This window comes from Mycoplasmopsis bovis PG45 (genome assembly GCF_000183385.1).
Taxonomy (GTDB): Bacteria; Bacillota_I; Bacilli_A; order Mycoplasmatales; family Metamycoplasmataceae; genus Mycoplasmopsis; species Mycoplasmopsis bovis.
The window spans coordinates 421717-442689 of sequence record NC_014760.1 but is presented as its reverse complement, the minus strand read 5'-3'; the positions used below and the strand labels follow the sequence as shown (position 1 = coordinate 442689).

The 20973-nt window shown below is 29.7% G+C and carries 12 protein-coding genes; all 12 read right to left on the bottom strand.

Annotated elements, in window-relative coordinates; genetic code table 4:
* Nucleotides 1–14: 14 nt before the first annotated feature.
* Nucleotides 15–1394: an MSC_0618 family F1-like ATPase beta subunit gene (locus tag MBOVPG45_RS01915; protein ID WP_013456309.1), complete on the bottom strand. Its 1380-nt coding sequence runs from the start codon at nt 1392–1394 to the stop codon at nt 15–17.
* On the bottom strand, nt 1394–2968 hold the full coding sequence (locus MBOVPG45_RS01910) for an MSC_0619 family F1-like ATPase alpha subunit (protein WP_041309119.1): 1575 nt from the start codon (nt 2966–2968) through the stop codon (nt 1394–1396). The genes MBOVPG45_RS01915 and MBOVPG45_RS01910 overlap by 1 nt, the downstream gene beginning before the upstream one ends.
* Before the next feature lie 3 nt (nt 2969–2971).
* Nucleotides 2972–5215, bottom strand: coding sequence for an MSC_0620 family F1-like ATPase-associated subunit (locus MBOVPG45_RS01905; RefSeq protein ID WP_013456306.1), 2244 nt, complete (start codon nt 5213–5215; stop codon nt 2972–2974).
* Nucleotides 5205–5669: an MSC_0621 family F1-like ATPase epsilon subunit gene (locus tag MBOVPG45_RS01900; protein WP_013456134.1), complete on the bottom strand. Its 465-nt coding sequence runs from the start codon at nt 5667–5669 to the stop codon at nt 5205–5207. The genes MBOVPG45_RS01905 and MBOVPG45_RS01900 overlap by 11 nt, the downstream gene beginning before the upstream one ends.
* Complete coding sequence (locus MBOVPG45_RS01895) at nt 5669–6589, bottom strand: MSC_0622 family F1-like ATPase gamma subunit (RefSeq protein WP_013456557.1); 921 nt, start codon at nt 6587–6589, stop codon at nt 5669–5671. The genes MBOVPG45_RS01900 and MBOVPG45_RS01895 overlap by 1 nt, the downstream gene beginning before the upstream one ends.
* The gene (locus MBOVPG45_RS01890) at nt 6589–7086 is read right to left on the bottom strand and encodes a DUF2714 domain-containing protein (RefSeq protein WP_013456596.1); all 498 of its coding nucleotides are present in this window, start codon (nt 7084–7086) and stop codon (nt 6589–6591) included. The genes MBOVPG45_RS01895 and MBOVPG45_RS01890 overlap by 1 nt, the downstream gene beginning before the upstream one ends.
* Nucleotides 7073–8584, bottom strand: a complete 1512-nt coding sequence (locus tag MBOVPG45_RS01885) for an MSC_0624 family F1-like ATPase-associated membrane protein (protein WP_013456312.1) — start codon at nt 8582–8584, stop codon at nt 7073–7075. Before MBOVPG45_RS01885 ends, MBOVPG45_RS01890 begins: the two co-directional genes overlap by 14 nt.
* Before the next feature lie 53 nt (nt 8585–8637).
* A complete protein-coding gene (gene mip / locus MBOVPG45_RS01880) occupies nt 8638–11208 on the bottom strand; it encodes an Ig-specific serine endopeptidase MIP (RefSeq protein ID WP_013456146.1) in 2571 nt (856 codons plus the stop codon).
* Between the two features lie 29 nt (nt 11209–11237).
* Nucleotides 11238–13487: a putative immunoglobulin-blocking virulence protein gene (locus MBOVPG45_RS01875; protein ID WP_013456090.1), complete on the bottom strand. Its 2250-nt coding sequence runs from the start codon at nt 13485–13487 to the stop codon at nt 11238–11240.
* Nucleotides 13488–13682: 195 nt separating this feature from the next.
* A complete protein-coding gene (locus MBOVPG45_RS01870) occupies nt 13683–15914 on the bottom strand; it encodes a putative immunoglobulin-blocking virulence protein (protein ID WP_013456383.1) in 2232 nt (743 codons plus the stop codon).
* 75 nt (nt 15915–15989) lie between these two features.
* Nucleotides 15990–18599 (bottom strand): Ig-specific serine endopeptidase MIP, encoded by a 2610-nt coding sequence (gene mip / locus MBOVPG45_RS01865; RefSeq protein WP_013456511.1) that lies wholly within the window; start codon nt 18597–18599, stop codon nt 15990–15992.
* A 32-nt stretch (nt 18600–18631) separates the two neighbouring features.
* Nucleotides 18632–20842: a putative immunoglobulin-blocking virulence protein gene (locus MBOVPG45_RS01860; RefSeq protein ID WP_013456458.1), complete on the bottom strand. Its 2211-nt coding sequence runs from the start codon at nt 20840–20842 to the stop codon at nt 18632–18634.
* Nucleotides 20843–20973 lie beyond the last annotated feature (131 nt).

Genomic DNA, 20973 nt, shown 5'->3' with positions numbered 1-20973 from the left:
CCCCCAATTTGTTCTTAAAGTCCTAATTCTTTGTCAGTTTTAATGTTTAGTGCTGAGCCAACAAAGGCAAATATTTCGGGACTTTGTTTTATATATTCGCCATTAACAATTCTGATGACACTATCAACAGTTTCACCCATAGGTACATATTGACCTGGTGATTTTGTAAAGTGCTCAGTCATAAAGAAGTTTTGTGTAAAAAAGTTTTCTAATTGTAAAGCCTTTTTAACAATAATCTTGCTTTCAGCATCTAATTCATCAAAACCTAGAATCAGTATAACATCTTCTAAATCTTTGTAAGCTTTTAATATTTTCTTTACTTCAATTATTGCGTCTAGATGTTTCTTACCAATAATTGTTTCATCAACTGAGTTTGATGAACTAGCAAGCGGGTCAAAAGCTGGAAGAATACCTTTAGCAGCTTGATCACGCGAAAGAACTAAGTTACCATCTAAGTGGTTAAAAACAGCCACAGCAGAAGGATCGCTTAAATCGTCCATTGGTAAAAACACAGTTTGAAATGATGTTATAGCGCCATTTTTATTCTTGAATAATCTATTTTGAACATTAGCTACATCACTTTCTAAAGTAGATTGGTAGCCGCCTACAGAAGGCTTTTTACCTAATGTTGCACTAACTTCATTTTCAGCTTGCACAAAACGGTAAATGTTATCAATAAATAATAAGACATCTTCTTTTTGCTTGTCTCTTAAATATTCAGCAGCAGTTATACCAATAGGTACAATTGACATTCTAGCACCAGCTGATTCATTCATTTTCGAGATATACATAGTTGAGTTCTTCATCAAGTTAGATTGAACTAATTCATCATAAAGTTCAATACCTTCTCTAGAACGCTCACCAGAACCGATAAAAATGTTTGATGTGTTTTTATTTTTGTTGTTAACGTTGAAAATTATTTCTTTCATTAACACAGTTTTACCGACACCAGCACCACCGAAAATGCCTAATTTAAAGCCTTTTACAATTGGAATAAAGAAATCAATTGCTTTAATTCCAGTTTCAATTAATTCAAACTTTGTATTTATTTCTCTGTCATTATTAATGATCGAGTCCATTTCTACATACTCAGGGCTAGGAGCAGTAGGATTATTTAGTGAAGCTCCTTTAAAGCTATAGATATTACCTTTAGCTAAAGGACCAACAGGCACCATAAAACTTCTCTTTGTATTTACTACTTTGTCGCTTAATGAAATTGAACTAAATGAATAAATTATTATAGCTTTGATAGTTGATTCATTGATAATTGACTTAACTAACAAATATGTTTGTCCATCGTGTGTAGTTAGCAAATGATTTACTAAAGGTAAATTGCCTTTGCTAAATTCAACTTCAACAACATCTCCTAGTATATTTATAATTTTTCCATTCATTATTTATCTCCTAATTTAAGTGCAATTTCATTTAAAAATTTCTCTTGGATAGGTAAAAAGCTGTGTTCGTTTTGTAACTCTCAACCTAAATTTGCATAGTTTGAATACTCTTGCAATGCAAATGCAAAGTAGTTTTTCATTATTTCATCATCATAATCGTTATTAGATTTTATTATCTCAAAGTGTTTTTTACCTTCAGCATAATTATTAATGAATTCATCAATAAACATTAATGCCTTTTGTTCGTCTTTAACATTTTTAATTAAAGATCATTGAATAATTTTACTCATCATTAGCACAAAGTTATATGAATAAAGTGAGTATCCTCTTTGTGAAAAGAGTTTATCAACCATTTTTCCTTTGTACATTAAGTTTGAAACTTCTTTATTTAGCTCGTAATCAAGCATTGAAAGCTTAAGATGTCTTTTGTATTTTCTGTAAATTTTGTTAATTACTCCAGCAACTTTAGCAATTGTTCTATCTTGTACGCTTGAGCCTGTTCTAGAGACTGAAAAGTCAATATCGATGGCTGGCAAAATACCTTTAGCAAATAATTTTGCACTAGTAACAATTTGTCCGTCTGTTATCGAAATAACATTTGAAGCAATTAAGCTAGTAATATCACCATCAACTGTTTGGATAATAGGAAGCGCTGTAATAGTTTTTCTATTTTTATATGAGCCAGCTCTTTCTAATAATTGCGAATGAGCAAAGAACATATCGCCTGGCATAGCTTCTTTTCCAACTGGTTTATTACTTAATAGGGCAATTTCTCTAAAAATATTAGCGTGTTTAGTTAAGTCATCAAAAATAATTAACGCATCATCAGTAGCAGAAATATTTTCGGCATGAGCCATCCCAACGTAAGGAGCTAAATATTGCTCATATGCACTATTAGCAGGGGCGTCAATGATAATTGTGTTTTTAAGCGCATTGTGCTGATTTAAAGTGTTATAAATCTTAGATATACTTTCTCTCTTTTGTCCGATAGCAACATATATACATTTAGTTCCCTTAGCAGCTTGGTTAATAATTGCATTAAGTGCTATATGTGTTTTACCAGTTTGTCTATCACCAATAATTAATTCTCTTTGGCCTTTACCAATAGGAATTAATAAGTCAATTGCATTAATTCCTGTATATAGTTGCTCATTAAGTCTTTGCACTTTCATTAAGTCATGTGCTAACTTAAACATTTCTGATGAAACTGAATCATTAGTTTTACTAATAGTTTGTGAAACTGGCAAAATAGCATTACCATAGATATCAATAACTTTGCCAAAGTGCTCATTTGATGTAAATACTTCATTAGTTTCATTAAGTAAAACTATTTTATCGTTTATAGCTAACTTTCTACCTTCTTCATTACTTAATAAATAAGCTGTGTCAGCAAAAGCACTAATTAAAAATAGTCTTGCATTTTCGTTTTTGCTAGAAGTGAAAACTTGTTGTTGTCTGTAATTAAATTTTCCTTTTACTTCTATAATATAGTCAAATACAGCACTTATTCTAGGCATATCATTATAAGCTGAATTGACATTTGTAATAATGTTTATATTATTATTTGCTTTCATTTATTATCCTTTAAGTCCTAGTAATATTAAAATTATTCCAACAAGAGCCACTATAGCTGAAACTGAAATTGAAATACCAAATGCACTTTTAATTGCTTTATTCAATTTGTTTTTATATTTAATTGTAAATATCAAGACATTTGTTAGTGTTAACAATAATCCAATTATTAATAATGTTCCACCAATAGCATAATATGCCTTGTTAACACTGCTTCTGCTTGTTTTTATCTTATTAATAGCTTTTTTATAGCTATCTTGTAGTTTCTTAAGTTCATCAGACTTTTCGCTTGGTACTGTTGGCTCTAAGAAGTCTCTTAAGAATTCAATGTTCTCTCTTACATCTTTTACATTAGCTGTATATTCATCAAATCACTTGCTATATTGGAAACTTTTTGCTCAGTTATTAGCTGATGCTCTAAGTTTTAAAAGCGATTCATTTAAAAGTGTAAATGTATTGTCTAAGACTTTAAAGTCTAATTTTAAAGTCTTAAACTTGCTTATTATTTTTGCTCTAGTTTCTTTATGATTAGCAGTTTCTTTTAAATCGCTTTCAACTACAGTTAATGCATTAACTAATGAGCTTCAAAATGGCTGGTTATTTAATTCTGAAGCGCTTAATGCCTGAATTAATTCATCAATTACAACTTGACTAGAACTCTTTACTACACTCTTAAAATTATCATCAGATTTAGGAGTACTAATTTTATTAGCATACTTAATAATAATGTTATTTCATAGTTCAGTAAACTTTTTATCAGTAACTATTTTTGTTGCTGTATTTACCATTCCATAGAGCGACAATTGTAATTCATTATGAGCTAATTTAGAATAATCAATTTTTTCATCTAGCATAAGTGCTTTATATAACTGTGTGAATTTAGCACTCAATGTCTCTGATTGTTTTTGGAATAAAAACATAAATCTAGGATCATAAGTTAGTTTATTTTTTGGCACTTTATAAGTTCTAGAACTATTTTGTTTAGCAGTATCAGTTATTTTGACTGTAAAAGTGTTAGAACCATCAAAGTCGTTAACAGTATATTTAAATCTAGTGTTTATTGGGTTATTAAAGAAAAATATTTTTTCTTTGTCAGCGCCATTAGAGTTTCTAAATAAATTAGCTATTGTACTAACAGAATTTGATGAGTATCTATAATTAACATAAGGTTCTAAATATAATAATGTTTCTGACTGCTCTAATGGATTGGCAGTTTCATTATTAGTTGGTGGTTTTCCCGGTACTAATGGTTTATTAGTAATATCAGGCAAGTTAGGTGGATTAACTTTTGGTGAAGGTTGAGTTTCATCAATAACTTTAAATTCTTGATTTTGTTTTAAGTCAAAATCAACAAATTTACGCTTAATTCCTTTGGTTATGTAATCTTCTCAACTGTTGCTATTTTGTGGATGCTTGACTGTAAAGCCTTCTACTTTAGCATCAAACTTAACGTCTTTTAAAAAGATATCCTTGCCAAGCTTAGGAATCTCTTTAGGGTTATAAACCATTTCTAAAATTGATTTTTCTAAGTCCTGGGTGTATTTGTTAAGCGCGGCTTCAAATTGTGGATTTGAAGCAACATTGTCTTCTTCGCCCAATTTAGTTATGCTATCTTTGTTTTTTTCTTCAATAACTTCTGTATAATCACGCTTTTTATCTTTACCAATTTTTATATCTTTATATTCTTTACCATTGAATTTAACTGTACCCACATCATATTTTTTATCATTAGCAATGATAAAAGGGAAGGTAACTGGAAGACCTAATTTAGCGTAGTCTTCAACTGTTTTTAAAGCATCTTTTTTTTCCTTAAAAAGCTTATTTAAAGCCTTTAAATAAACATGTTTTTCTATTTTTTCTAAATAGCCTTCCTTATTTCCTTGGCTTTGATCTTGTGACTTTGATAAGTCGATTTTTTTAAGTTCTTCATCAGTGAAAGTAATAACTTTTTCAACTGCTTTTTTTAAAACAGCATCAACTGCGTTTTGCGCTTTATCTTTAAAAGAACTAAATTGTGGGCTAACTTCTTTTTTCTTGCTAGAAGTGCCAGATGAGCTTGATGATGAGCCATTTGTTCCATTATTGGCGCTATTGCTGTTATTTTTAGAACCGCTTGTGCCGTTAGTAGTATTGTTGCCATCTAAACGTTTATCTAAATTACCGTTAGCACTAACAGAAACTAAAGCAATAGGGGTAGTAACAGCCGGACTAATTGCTTTAGCAAATAGAAGTATTTTCTTAATCTTCATGCTGCCCCTCTTCCTTTAGTTTATGTATATTTTTCATTTTTAAAATGTATTTTTCATCTTTTAGCTTATTAAATTCTAACAATTGATCAATGCTCATTCCTAATTGTTGCATAGCTTCTAACGCAACAACTTTTTTATTAATCTCTTTATATTGTTCACTATATTGTTTTTTAACTTTTGTCTCTATAAAAAAGGTTAATTCAGAAAATGTATAAATATTAATTGTATTGTTTGAAACTGTAATGTTTGTGTTTTTTGCAAATATATATTTATTTTTATTTGTACTTAAATCAACAATTTTAAGCAAGATAATTTCATAGCCTAAAATTGAATTATCAACTAGCTGTACTCAATCGCCTTCATCATCTGCATTAAAGTAAACTAAAGCATTATTAAATATAGCTTCTTTATTTCCTATAAAGTTGATAACAACATTAAAACCATTTTGACTCATTAGTTATTATCTCCTCTAGTAAGAAATTTTTTGTTGTTGCTAGTTAATAAAACAATTTCCTCAATTTCATTTTCACGTTTGATTCTGATGATTTTCTTGCCTATTTTTTTCATTTCATCATCTAATTCATTAATGATTTTGTTAGTTGAAACTAAACCTATTTTTGATTTATAAAACGACGATTCAACTAATAATGATTGCACTGAGTTTTCAATAAATGAATTAATTTGACTGCTTATGTATTGATCAATATTTGGGAAAATTTTAAAACTCTTAATATTGATGTCTTCAGATTCATAACTTGATTCGCTTAAAATGTCTATATTAAACTCATTTACAGGCAAAATAGTAAAATTACCATTTATATTTTTATTTGAATTTATAACAAAGTGCAATGATTCATAATTTTCTTGAGCAAATAGAAATTTAATAATTTGACATAGTCTTCATGATAAGTCAGAGTATATATCTGAATTATCTATTTCATAGATAATGTTTAAATTATTAAGCTTGCAAAATTCAGCCGCTCTTTTACCAATTGTAATAAAGTCAGCATTTACTTTTTTAGTGTTAGTTAATATGTTGTTTTCATACCTAGAATAAGAATCAGTTGCATATTTTTGCTCTTCAGTTAAATATATTCATAATTCTTTAGGCTTTATAAATAAGTTTCTTATTTTTTTAATAATGGCCAGTGATTTAAATGGATAGTCATCTTTTGAAACTAATAAACTCTTGAATGAATACTCGTTTCTTAAGGCTAAAATCATATTTTTGTTATGTCTAGCATTTTTTACATAAAAAGAAAGTAGTCTATTTTGCTTCATTATGTCAATAAGCAAAATATTTTTGTCATTATTAACCTTTTGTTCAATTCTTTTTAGATTGTCTAATTTGTTCTCTAGCTTCTTCAAATCCATTATTCACCTCTGAATAATGCGCTTGATGCATCAAAAAGAATTTTTAGCGAGTTTGTGTTTTTAGACCTAAAAACAATGATATTAGGAAATAATTCAACATACTTATTATTAGCAATAACTAAATCATTAATTAACTTATTATATAACTTTAATAAGTTATTAAATTTAGGCTCTTGGCTGCTTGCAAAATTAACTGCTTCAGTGTTTGAATCTTCACTAGATTTAAGCATAGGTACTAATGCATCTAGACTAAATTTGTGATTAACATTGAATGTAATTACAAATTTTTCTAAAACAATGTCAAATTTTTTGCTTAATGCTTCGTCAAAGTTCGAACTGAATTTAACATACTCATGTGAATTAAAGCCAAGATTACAATCTAATAAAACTTGTGCCATTAATTTGTTGTAGTCAACAAAATCAGCACTCATCTTAGCTTCTTCAAATTGGTTATAAATATTAAACATTGAATTGTTTTCTAATTTATGCTTTTTCATAACTTCTCTTTTCTATAACTTCATCATTGAGTACTGAAGTCTTTTTGATAACTAATATTAACTGTGTTAGTGAGTATGTTAAATAAATCATTTGGAATAAGACAATAATTATTGAAATTACTTGTGCCACTGATAAATTGGTACTTAAAATAATTAAGCTCTTATTGTTTTCAGCTAAAAGCACTTGATTAAAGCCAAAAACCAAAATTAAGATGAATAACAAGATAGTATTTAAACTTATAGCAAGTGAATTTGAAATTGCACTAAGTTTACTTTTTCTAAAATAAAAGTAGAAAATAACTAACGATGATAAAGCTGTAAGCAATAAATTAACTAAGGCAATTGTAGGTTGCTTGTTAATAAAGTTGGCAATCATATAACTAGTTCAAATTACTCATTGAAATAGTGCCATAATTGTTGTTTTAATTAAAATGCTATTTAGCTTTATTCTTTTAACAAATAATAATGCTATAAACCCAATTGCAGCACCTAGGTTAAATAAACCGAAAAGAATATTTAAATATTGCAATGATTCAGCTTGACCAAATAATTCGTGTGTTGGCGGATATTTTAACTTAAATAAGCTAAGTAATCAAATTACTGAAGATAAGATTCCAACTAAATAAAGTTGTAATCTGTCCTTAAAAATTTGCGATCTTAATTGTTTATATGCTAATGATCAAATTGAATATATTTTAAGTCCTAACAATAGTAGACCAATAACTAATGACATTAAGATAACAATAATAAAATTAAGTGCACTTTTGACTTTGAATAGTTTAAAGGCAGTAGTATAAAAGGCATTGTAAGGAATGTTTTTATTATTTTCATTAGCTAACGCAAACATTCTTACAATTGTATTCGGACTTCCTGTATATGAGTATGCTCATCCAAAAAAAACTGCAAGAGTTATTGCGGTAAGTAAAATTCTAGAAATTAAGTCAATTACTAATGGTATTTTACTTTGATATATAACTGGTTCTGTTTTCTTTTTGGTATTAAAGTTAAATAAAGCATATGAAATGTCAGTTAATAAGAAAATAACTAAAGCAAATAAGACATATACTAGTTTCTTAACTTCTAATGTGTGATAAGTAAAGAATAAAAGAAATCCTGCAATTGATAAGGCTCAGTAGATGCTAAATCAAATACCATAGATCCGTATGTGTTCTTTGTTTTTATTGATATTCAGATATGCCTTTAGTAGTCCATAAAAATATATAAATCCAAATAAGCATAGTCTAAAGATAAATATTCAGTTAGCATCTAGTGTTCTTAGCAATGAAAAGTCAAATATAAAAACATATGAACCAATAATTTTTTTACTAAATAATCCATGAGGCATTAAAAACAGTAAGCAAAGCATTGAAACAAAGAAATATGATAAAAGGAAGGATTTATATAGAGTAACAATAAAGCTTTTTCTTTGCTTATTAGCTAAGCTTTGACTATCATCATATATTCTTTTTTCTTCAATATTAATTGATTTTGAATGCATATTACTCCTTTATTATTAATTTATTAGTTTACTAATAACTCTATTTTATAGGATTATTTGGTGTTATTAAATCTGAATTCTGGTGGAATGTTGCTTTCATCAAATCCATTACTGAATAATTTAGTTTTAAATCCATCCATATCTTTATATTTTTCTTTTAATGCTTGTCTATATGAGTTCTTTTGATCTTTGCCACCACCATAAATTAAGTCATATTGTGGTAGATTGTAGTCACCGAATAATTTATTGTAATTCTTACCAGGAGATCTAAACACAGCAGCTAAACCAGTTTTTGCACCGTCATTTGATGAATGATAAACTGCTATTAATTCATTTTTCTTATTTCTTACACTAGAACCAGAAGCACCTCCGTAAGGAGCATAGAATCTTGGCATTAAGTGAAGTCCATAATTGACATATTTAACTGTTTTATTGCTACTTTTGTCAGTTATTGAATAAAATTCATTTCCAATTCTAGGTGCTGCTAAAAATCCATCAGTTAAACCTGGTTTGTCAGTAAATGTACGATATCCAATTTGATATGATAATCTGCCGCCATTATTAATTGTGTAATCAGGAAATGTAGGTTGCTGTCCTTCAGGAGTAGCTAATTTTTTATATCACTTATGATCGCCATTTACTCATAGTGAATAGTTTTCCTTAGCAACTTTAATTGCTTCTTCATCAATGTATCTATCTAAATAAAAATCTTTATCAGCACGAGGATAACCTAAAATGAATAAACCTTCTTTTTCATTTCATTTGTTAATGTCATTAGGATCTTTATCATTGATTGCTAATGGTACATCTATTTCATTGTAGTTATCTAAATATGATTTAGATTTGAATTTAATATGGTTCTTTGTATCAGTTTGATAATTATTTGTAATTAATTTTATGAGCTCATCTCTATCACCCTTTTTAGGTATAGTGTTGCCAATATCTCTGTTTTCACTTCATATAGTTACTTCTGAAGGATTTAATTTTTCAAAATCAATTTCAATCACTGCAAAGTCAATATATTCTTCAGTATCTTTGTACTCTTCTTTTTGACTGCCATCAATATAATTCTTAGGACTTGTATTCATAAAGTCAACAGCATCAAAAACATTGCTTATCATATTTTTTGGGTTAGTAAAACTAAACTTTTTAAAATTTGGATCTAAGTCATTGAATTTGAAAGTTGAATGCACGCCAACATTTTCATCGACTCTAGAAAGAGAAAATCCTGTTAATTCATGTTCCTTTAAGATTTTTGCAACGTGTGAGTTAGTTCCAAAATAGAACTTTGTAGCAGTTTTGCCAGTATCTGGAAGCTGATAGTCCATAATTCAGATAGTTCCAGACACTCTGTCTCCTAATTCACCAGTTTGCTTCTTTTCTTCTATTTTTCGTTTTTCATCATTTTGTCACTTAATTAGATCTTCTTTTTTTCATGAAGAATATTTAGCTTTTTCAGCTTCATATTTCTTATTTTCTTCTTCTATTTCTCTTTTATGAGAATCTTCCAAACCCCTTTTAGCTTCTTCTGACAGTGATGCTCATCTTTTTTCTATTTCTCTAAGTGCAAACTTGTGATTGTTTGTTAGTACTTGAATTTCTTTCTCTAAGTAATCTTTAATTTGCTGTTCATTTTTGCTATTAAAGAACTCTATATATTCCTCAATTTTAGCTAATTCACGTTTAAAGTCTTTTTTAAAATGAAATGTAATTTGATATGTTTGCTTTGCAATAGTTTGATATGTTTGATTTGGAATTGTTCTGGCCAAACCATTTGTTTTAGGTAATTCTCTGCCTAAAGTGTCAACGTGAGAAGGTATTTTTCCTACTTCACTATCAAGCAATCTAAGACCACTAACTTGGCCATTACTACCATAAACAGGAAGTGAGAATCCTTTTATAGCTGCATTTTCATAACTATCAAAACCAACAGTTTTTGCTAATTCATCAAACCTTTTCTTTTGTTCTTCTGTTGCGCTAAGGCCACGTGTTTTTAATATATCACCGCCACCTCATCAATTTCTAATACTATTGATATACAATTTATTATCGTATTCAAAACGTTGATTTTGATTTCATCCTAAGTAGTTTTTAAAACCGCCAGCACCGTTAAAACTATCTTCTGGATCTCTTAAAATTAATCCTGAATGGTGCAAACCGCCATTAGTCTTTAGGCCAGTAACTTTAAATGTTTTAGCAATATTTTCGTTAGTTTTCTTATTTTTGAAATTAATCGAAACACTTAATTCACCTTTAACATTCGAGATAATGTTAGGCAACTTTTTCTCAGTTGTTGCATTAACAATAATAGCATCAATGACATCAGCATACTTGTCATTTACAACTGCTCTTAGATTTTGTGAATCATCTTCAATTTGTGAAGGCAATAGATCGCTAAGTGGAATATTTCTGCCTGAAGAACCAAATTGTAATGTAACTAATGATTTGTAATCATTTGTTTTTTCAATTAAATTCTTGAAATCTTCACTGCTTAAGTCACTAATTTTTGCATCAGTAGTTGAATTTGGCTTATTGCTAGTGTTGCACTTTGCAGCAACAACCACTGAAGCAGGACTTAGGATGCTTGCTGAAGCAATTAGTAAAATTTTATTCTGTTGTTTCATAATATGTTTCTCACTGTTTTATAAGTAAATTATGTATATTGTAGGCCATTATCATCTTCAACTTTGTAACCTAAACCAATTAATTGTTGTTTTAATTCAGTGGCATTAGAATCAACCTTAATTGATTTACCACCTGCCTTTAATGAATCGCTATATGCATAGAATTTTCTAAGGTTTTCTATTGCACTGTTGTCTAGCTGTTTCTTGCCATTTTCAAGCTTAATTTTAATAGCTTTAGTTTGTTGCCCATTACTAAAGAAAATCTTAGGTTGTTCAGGTTCACCAATTGCTAAATTTTCTAAGCCCGCGGCACTTAATTCATCTGAAGAAATTTCAAATGAATCGCCTGAGTTAGCTAAAGTTAATCTCTTAATTTTTCTAGAACCATTATTAGGTTTTTCAATGTCGTGGAACACTAAGCCTCTTAATGATTTTATAGTTGGAACTCTAGAAAAGTCTAAACCAGTTGGATAGCTATTTCCACTTTCAGATGAATCAGGTTCAGTACCTGAACCGTGTCTTCCTTGGAAAAATGGTTCATTGTTTCTAACAAAGTAAACCATTCTTAGACCATTGTTTATTCTTTCTCAATCTCCTACTTTTGAATAATCTTCTTGATCAAAAGCAACAGTATCAAATGAAATTCTAGTTGCTATTGGTGTATTAGGTGGATATTGAGCACTAACGTTGTAATCATTCGTATTAATTCATTCAACCTTGTTCAATGATCAAGGGTTGAATGATCATGAATCTAACAATGAATTTCCCATTGTATATAAAGATAATTCTTTAATATTTTTATCTTTAAGTGCAATTAAACTAGATGTATTAGTTGCCTGAGCTGAGAAGAATAATTCTAATTGAGGAAGTTTGTCAGGAAGTGACTTTAATATGTCTTTAAACTCTTGACTAGGACTAGTTACACCCATATTGAAAATTCTATATGAAGTAATTTCCTTATTATTAGCCTTAAATTTTTCAATCAATTCTTTTATTTTATTATAGCCTGAAGAATTAGCAGCATCTATTTCAACTACAATACCACTATTTCTTTTACTTCCATCATTAACTGGCTTATCTCTAGTTAATTCAAATACTTTAATTCCATCACTAGGTTGAATGCCATAAGCGCTTTGATATTCACTAGTTTTATCACTCCTAGTTCATCCAGGGAATTTACCTTTAACTATTGAATCAGATGAACGAAGATATCATTCATCATAGTCAAATGCTCTTCTAGTAGAGTTATCTCTAGATAATCTAGATGTTACTGTGTTGTATTGATTAGGTACATTTCAAACTAAAGAATCAATCTCACCACTAGCATTAATAATTGCATTTCTAGGGTCAATTGCTAATCCCTGTTTAAGGTAATTTAGTGAATTTTGAGATATCTTTGTAAACTTACTTTTATCTAAGTTAATTATTATTCAAAGGTACTTTTGATTAGCTGTTTTGAAGGAGTTCTCTTTAACAAGTCTTTCGTATTCTTCTAACTTTCCTTCTTTTAGGAAATCCTTAAATTTTCCTGAATTAATTAATGCTTTATAACGGTGGATTTGTTCACTTCAAGTTCCTGGATTTTGTTTAACTAAAACAACTTCGGCTTTTTCTAAACCTTCTTTTGTTCCTATGCTATCAGCAATCTTGAATAAGTTATTACTAAATAAACCAAGTCCTTGTCCTTCTTCACTGCCCAAGGCATTTTCAATGACTTTATTTTCTAAATCCTTAGTTACTTCAATATTTAATAATTTAGATACAGTCACATTTTGATAAGGATTAACATTAGTTATTTCTCTTTTCTTGTCAGCTTCAGAAACAACTCTATCAGGACGGGCTAGTACTGTTGCATTAACTTCAACACCAAAAATTCTTATTTTTTCGGTTCTTTGTATTAGAGAAGTTACATCAGGCTTGTAATTTGGAATTTCAGGAGTAATTCTAGGAGGCTCAGGAGTGGCAGCTGGTTCTTCTGGTTTTACTTCAATTTTAGGTGGAGTAATTTTTTCAATTTTTTCTACTGGTTTTTCTATAACTTTAGGTTGTTTTGATAACTCTTTTACATTCTTATCGGTGATTGAATTAACTGTTTTAGAATAATCAACACTGTTAGAAGGATGAAGCAATGAATCGCTTTCACTAGAGAATAATAACTTGCTTAGACTATTATCACTAGAAGCATTATAAATTAGTGCACCAGAAGAAACAGAAGCAACTATTCCCACAGAAAGAGAAATTAATAAAATTCTGCTCTTTTTCTTTTTGAAAATACTCATATAACTCCTAAAATTATTATTAAATAATGATTAAATAACTTAACTAAAAGGCCTATAAATAGGTCGTTTAGCAATAAGTTTAATGGGAAAATTACTTTTAATAATCACAAATAATTTTTTTTATTACAAATATGGAAAATTTGTGGAACATTACTTTTTTATTGGATTTTTCATAGCTAAATTTTGCATATTTTTCTATGTGTATGTGAAACCTTCAGTGCCTACTTCAACATTAAATCCAGCACCTTGTAGCTGACTGATTAATTCACTTGCATCTTTAGGAACTATTATTTTCTTGCTTGCTTTAAGAGCATCGTTTAATTGGAAGAATTTATTTAAGTTTGTAAGTCCATCTGAGCTTAATTTTTCTTTAGAACTAATTTTAATTGAGTTTGTTGTGCTACCATTACTAAACATAATTTTAGGTTTATCACTATCACCAGGAACAGGTTCCATTATATGATGAAAACTAGCTTGATCAAGTTCATTCCCTGTTATTTCAAAAGTAGTTGAATTATTAAATAATGTTAGCCTCTTAATTTTTCTAGCTTTATTACTTGGATTTTGACTATCATGAAACTCTAAACCTCTAAGTGATTTAATTTTAGGAACTCTAGAAAAGTCTAAGCCTAAAGGATAGCTATTATTGCCTTCGGCATTGTCGGGATTTAGCCCTGGTCCAAAACTTCCTTGGAATGCTCTTTCGTTGTTTCTAGCATAGTAAACTAATCTTAGCCCATCATTAATTCTTTCGAAGTTATTATTTCCTTTGTAGTCATCTTGGTCAAATGCTATAGTGTCAAAAGTTATTCTAGTTGCTAATGGTTTGTTTCTGCCGTATTCGTAACTTACATTGTAATCATTAGTGTTTATTCAAGCTGTATTCTTGAAAGCTCAAGGGTTAAACGATCATTTTTGCAATAATGAATTACCTAATGTATAAAGCGAAAGCTCTTTAATTTTCTTGTTTTCTAAGGCAATTAAACTACTTGTGTTAGTTGCATTAGCCGAGAAGAATAATTCTAATTGTGGCAAGTCATCAGGCAGAGCTGCTAATATTTCCTTAAATTTTTGAGCTGGATTTGCTTCACCCATATTTTTAATACGATATGAAGTAATTTTTTTGCCATCTTTTTTAAGATCTTCTATTAACTTTTTAGTTTTGCTATATCCGGCAGGATTTTTAGCATCGATATTAACTACATAACCTTCATTAATTTGGCCTTGTTCTTCCTTGATTTTCTCAATTCTTTCCAATTTATGTACAGTTATGCCATCGCTTTCAGATGCTCCATAATTTTTAAACTCACTAGTTGCATCAGTTTTCTTTCAGCCTGGGTAAATACCTTTTTCAGTATCGTCAGGCGAACGTCAAAAGTATGAATTATAACCAAAAACTCTTTTTAATCTATTGTCTCTAGAATATCTAGAAGTTACTGTATTAAATTCAGGAGAAGGAGATCAAGCGTGCGCGTCAATTTCACCATTAGCGTTGATTTTAGCATTCCTTGGGCTTACCACTAAACCTTCATTTAAATACTTATCAGATTTAGAAGCTAATTTTGTGAATTTAGAATTGTCTAAATTAGCTATTAATCAGATGTATCTTTGATTTGGAGTCTTAAAGCCACCTTTTTTTTCTACAATATCTTTATATTCAAGATCCTTGCCAGGCTTTAAAAACTTAACAACGTTATCTGAATCAAGCAATTCTTTATAACGAAATAGATTATTCTCTCATATTTGACTATTTTGTTTTAAAACACCTTCAGCAACGTCTAATGGATCATTGTCTTTGTTAATTAACTCATCAATAACTTTGAAAAATGTGCCATCAAAAAGTCCTTCACCGTCACCACTAGTTAGTGCCTTGTTTACTGTGCTTTTTCTTAATTCATCAGTTACTTCAACTGATACTAATTTATTAACTATAGTGCTTTGATAAGGATCTCTGTTTGCTATTCCCTTTTTCCTATCGTAGTCAGTGACTTTTCTATCTGGAGTAACTTCAACAGTTGCATAAACTTCAACGCCATTAATACTTATTTTTCTTCTTTCAGTAGTTGGACTAGCAATTATTGGTTGTGATTCAACTGGTTTTGGAGCTTCTTTAGGTGGTTCAATTGTTGCTGATTCTTCTGCTTTAGGAGTTTTAACAATAATTGGTTCAATCTTAGGCTTTTCTACCTTAATAGGTTCAACAGCCTTTTCAGTTACATTTTTGTCTCTAATTGAATCATTAGTATGCTTAACATTATTACTATTAGCTAGTTCTGAATCAAATGAATCTGAAGAGAAAATAGATTTTGCTAAATCAAAATCTGAAGATGCTTTGTAAATAGCTGCACCAGCAGCCACTGAAACAACGCCGCCTGATAAAAGCGAAAACATTAAAATTTTATTTTTCTTAGTCTTTAGAATCTTCATATTTTCTCCTCATTTTGTTTTTTTAAAAAAGCTTTAAAGCGCTATAAAACAGGTGAATTAGTTATGTTGTGTGCTTTATTTAGCTACTGTGGTTGAGCTTGTTTCATTAAACTTAAATTGTGATGGTATGTGCTCCATACCAAAACCGTTTTTGAATAGGTTTGTTTTATATTGTTTTCCATTTTTAGGATACTTATTATATAAAGCATCTCTGTAAGAATTTTTTTGGCCGGATGCACCGCCATAAATTAAGTCATAAGCTGGAAGTTTATAGTCTCCAAATAAGCCTTTGTAATCATAACCATATGATCTAAATGTAGCAGCTAAACCAGTTTTAGCTGAATTGTTAGCGGTATGGAAAACAGCTATTAATTCATTATTTTTGTTTCTTACACTAGAACCAGATGCACCACCATAAGGAACATAGGATCTAGGCATTATATGTAAACCATAGTTGAAGTATTTTTTACCGTTGATTGTATACAATTCATCACCAGTTCTGCTTGCTGCTAAAAATCCATCAGTTAAACCAGGTTTATCAATGAATGAACGATAACCTATTTCATAAGATAAAAACTCACCTCTTTCCAAGTTTTCTTTTGGATGATTTGAAGGAGCGCCTTCCTGTGTTGATACATTTTTATAGTATTTTTCATCAGCATTAATTCACATTGAAAAGTTTGTTTTAACAACTTTTTGTTGATCTTCATCGATATAGTTTTCTAGGAAATAGTCACCAGTTGCTGAAGGATAACCTAAAATATACAAACTATCTAAATCATTAAATTTCTTAACCTCTTCTTTTTTCTTAGTATCAAGAATTATTGGTCTATCAATTTTGCTATAGTCTTTAAGATATGATTCAGACCTGAATTTAATGTGTTTATCTTTTTTACTTTCATAATTATTTGTTATTAATTTAACAATGTCTTCAGTGCTCTTGTTTAAATAATTAGAACTATGATTTTTATTATTTGATATTGCGCTGAAGTTTTTTGTCTTATTTTCTAAGATTTTCTCAAAATCAATTTCAATAACTGCAAAATCCATAAATTCTTCAACATCGCCAAATTTAGCTTTTTGTGAACTCTCTAAGAAGTCAGATGGCTTACTATCTAAAAAGTCAGTAGCCTGGAATATAACATTTATTGCATCTTTTTCAACATTATCAAAAGAGAATCTAGTGAATCTGTCATCTAAATCATTCAATCTAAAGTGAGATCCAACGCCAACATTTTCATTTAATCGCGAAACAGAAAACTTAGTTGTTTTATTGGTTAAACCTTTGGCAACGTGTGAGTTAGTGCCGAAATAGAATTTAGTTGCTCCTTTACCACTATTTTCAGGAAGCATAAAGTCCATAATTCACATAGTTCCAGAAACTGATGAATAAGTTCTTTTTTCTTCTTTTAGTTTATTGTATTCAGCAATTCTTTTGTCCATTTCTTTCGCTAATTCACTACTGTCTAATTTTTCCAATCTTGCGTCTTCAGCTTCATAATTTTCCTTGAGTTTCTTCTTTCTTTCAGCAAAACTTTGTTCTAATCCTCTTAATGCTTCTGGAGATTGACTTTTTATTTCAAGTTCTAGCTTATATAAGTTGGTTTCATAATTAGCTTTTAATGCTGCCCTGTCTTTAAAAGTAAATTGCTGGAATTGTTCAGTAGTCCATTTTTTTGAATCTTCTTTAAGTTTTTCAGCTTCTTTAATTTCATCTTCAAAATCTTTTAAAGTTGTAAATGAAACCTGGAAGGTTTGTTCGGCAATAGTTTTATATGTTTCATTTAAAAGAGTTCTAGCTAAACCATTTGATCTATAAATGTTTCTACCAATTGTATCAATAGGTGATGGGCCTTTTGGCACTTCAGGAGCATCATACACTTTTAGTTTAGGATTGCTAGTTGATCCATTTTCATAAACAGGAATAGTAAAACCTTTTAAAGCAGCATTTTCATAAGAATCAAAATTTACCAATTTAGCTGTTTCATTGAACTTTTTGATTTGTTCTTCAGTGGTTTTTATGCCCCTAAAAGTTTTAAAATCAACCTCTTTACCACCATCACGACTTAACATTCCTTTAAGTCGATTTACATACTCATTATTATCTTTTTCAAATCTTTCAGTTTGAGTCTTTTTATGATAATCAAGATATCCTTGTTGGCCACCAATAGCTGCAAGTGGATCACCTGATAATCTACCGTTATGATCAGCCCCTACAGGGTTTCTCGCTAAACCTTTAAGAATAAAGTTTTTGTATATTTCCTTACCAGTGCTTTTGTTTTTAAAACCTACATAAACACTAACTTCACCTTTAATATTTGAAATGTTTCTGCTAGCATCTTTATCAGTCTTGGCACCATTAACAGTTACAGTAATGCTGTCTGAATACTTATTATTAACACTAATTTTTAAATTCCCGGGGTTTTCTTCAATTTCAGTTGGTAATGTTTTGTCTAAGGATTTGCTTTGGCCAAAATTTGAACTAAAAGTTAATTGTGCAATATCGTTTAAATTATTTGTGTTATTAATCAATTTTTCAAATTGATCATCACTAAGTAAGCCTATTTTCTTATCATCATTGCTTTTATTTTTTGATGAATCATTATTACATTTAGCAGCAATTAATAATGATGAAAAAAGCGAAGCTGAAGAACTAATTAATAAAAGTTTTTTAGTTATTCTCATAAATTAATTTCCTTTTTTCAAAAAAGTAAATTCTATGTGTATGTAATATTGCCATCACTACTTTCAACCCTGTAGCCTAACTTAGTTAATTGTTCTTTTAGTGCGCTCGCATTTTCAGGAACTTTAATGCTTTTTGTTGACTTAAGTTTTTCATTATATTCAAAAAACTTAGATAAGTTTCATATAGCTTTTGAATCTAAAGTGTTTGAATCAGATATTCTAATTGAATCTGTTACATCTCCATTACTAAACATAATTTTTGGCTTAGAGAACCGATCCATAGCATCGGTGGCAAAGTGCTCGAAGCTTGCATGAGTTAATTCATCCGAAGAAATTTCAAATGAAGGTTTGTTATTAAATAATGTAAGCCTTCTTATTTTTCTAGGCGTGTTATTAGGATTAACTACGTCATTAAACACTAAGTTTCTAAGTGATTTAATGCCTTCAATTCTAGAAAAATCAATTCCCACTGGATAACTATTATTGCCTTCATTATGGTCAGGGTTAAGTCCAGGACCTAAACCTGCTTGGAAAAATGGTTCATTATTTCTTGCAAAGTAAACCATTCTTAATCCATCATTTATTCTGTCAAATGATTTATCTTTAAAGTCTTCCTTGTCAAAAGCAATTGTGTCAAAAGTAATTCTAGTTGGAATGGCAGTATTAGGTAAAAAGTCTCTGCTTACATTGTAATCAACTGTGTTAATTCACTCAGTTTTTCTTAATGCTAAAGGATTAAATGATCATTTATGAAGCAATGAATTGCCTAAAGTATAAAGCGATAATTCTTTTATATGCTTATTTTCTAAAGCAATTAAACTGCTATTGTTTGTCGCTTCAGCTGAAAAGAATAATTCTAATTGTGGAATTTTATCTGGAAGAGCTGAAAGTATCTTTTTAAATGCTTGGCTTGGATCGTTAGAACCCATATTCTTAATTCTGTAAGAAGTAACTTGCACTTTGTCATTTTTAAGCTTATTTATAAGATCTAAAGTCTTACCATAGCCCGATACATTAGAAGCATCAATCTCAACAACTAGACCTTCATTAAGCGCGCCAGGACTATTGTCTGTTTTTTCTCTAGTAAGTTTAGTTAATTTAATTCCATCTGCACTGCTTACATTGTACCTACTATATTCAGGTTTATCTGTAACATCTTCTTTATTTCATCCTTGATATGACCCTTCTCAAACACTGTCAGGAGAACGGCCATAAGGCGAATCATAACCAAAGACTCTTCTTTCACGGTTGTCTCTAGAAACTCTAGAAGTTACAGTGTTAAATTGATCATCAGGCGCAAAAGCGAGCGAACTTAATGTACCATCTTCATTGATAATTGCTGATCTACCCGAAATCGCTAAACCTTGGCTTAAAAATGCTTCTGCATCTTTAGCTAACTTTGTAAACTTAGTTTTGTCTAAATGATTTATTAGCCAAATGTTTCTTTGAATAGGACTATCAAACTTCATTGTTGGATATTTTTGCTTGCCTTCTTCAGTTAAAAAGTTAATTACATTTGGACTGTTTAAAAGTTTTTCGTAACGATGGATGTTATCTCTATATACACTCATATTTTGTTTCACGACTTCTTCAGCAGTAGCTAAATCAGAGCTACTTTTGAATATATTTTCAAGTGTCTTGAAAAATGTACCAGCAAATAATCCTGTGCCATCTTTGCCATCTAGTGCGTTACTTACAGACTTGTCTATTAGTTCCTTTGTTACTTCAACATTAAGTACTTTGCTTACTATTATGTTTTGATAAGGATTTATGTTGCTTATTCCTTTATTTTTATCATAGTCAGAAATATGTCTATCTGGAACTACTTCAATAGTTGCATTAACTATGACACCATGAATAGATATTTGCTTAGTAACTACATTTGGTTTAGCAATTAATGGTTCTGATCTTTCTGGCGTAACTGTATTTCTATTAACTTCAGGAGCTGAACTATTTTCAGTAGTAGTGTCAGGAACATTGATAACTTTTTCTTCAACTGGTTTGGGTGCAATAGGTTTAGTATTTTCAATTACATTATTATCTTTAATAGAATCAGTTGACTTGCTTATATTGTTTTTGTTACTAGCTAGCTCTGCGTCTCTTGAATTATTAAAAAGAAGTTTCGATAAGTTAGAATCCGAGTTTGATGAATAAACAAATGCTCCAGTTGAAGCAGAAATAACTGCGCCTGTAGCAAGTGATAAAATTATTACTCTGTTTTTCTTTTTTCTAAATAGATTCATAAACTAGCTCCTGTTTGACTATAGCGAATAAAAAAACAAAAAATCAAGTATATTTCCCATGTCTGATTTATCTAGTTGAAGTAATATATACATAGTATATATAACCCCCCCCCCCCTAACTTTTTTAAAAA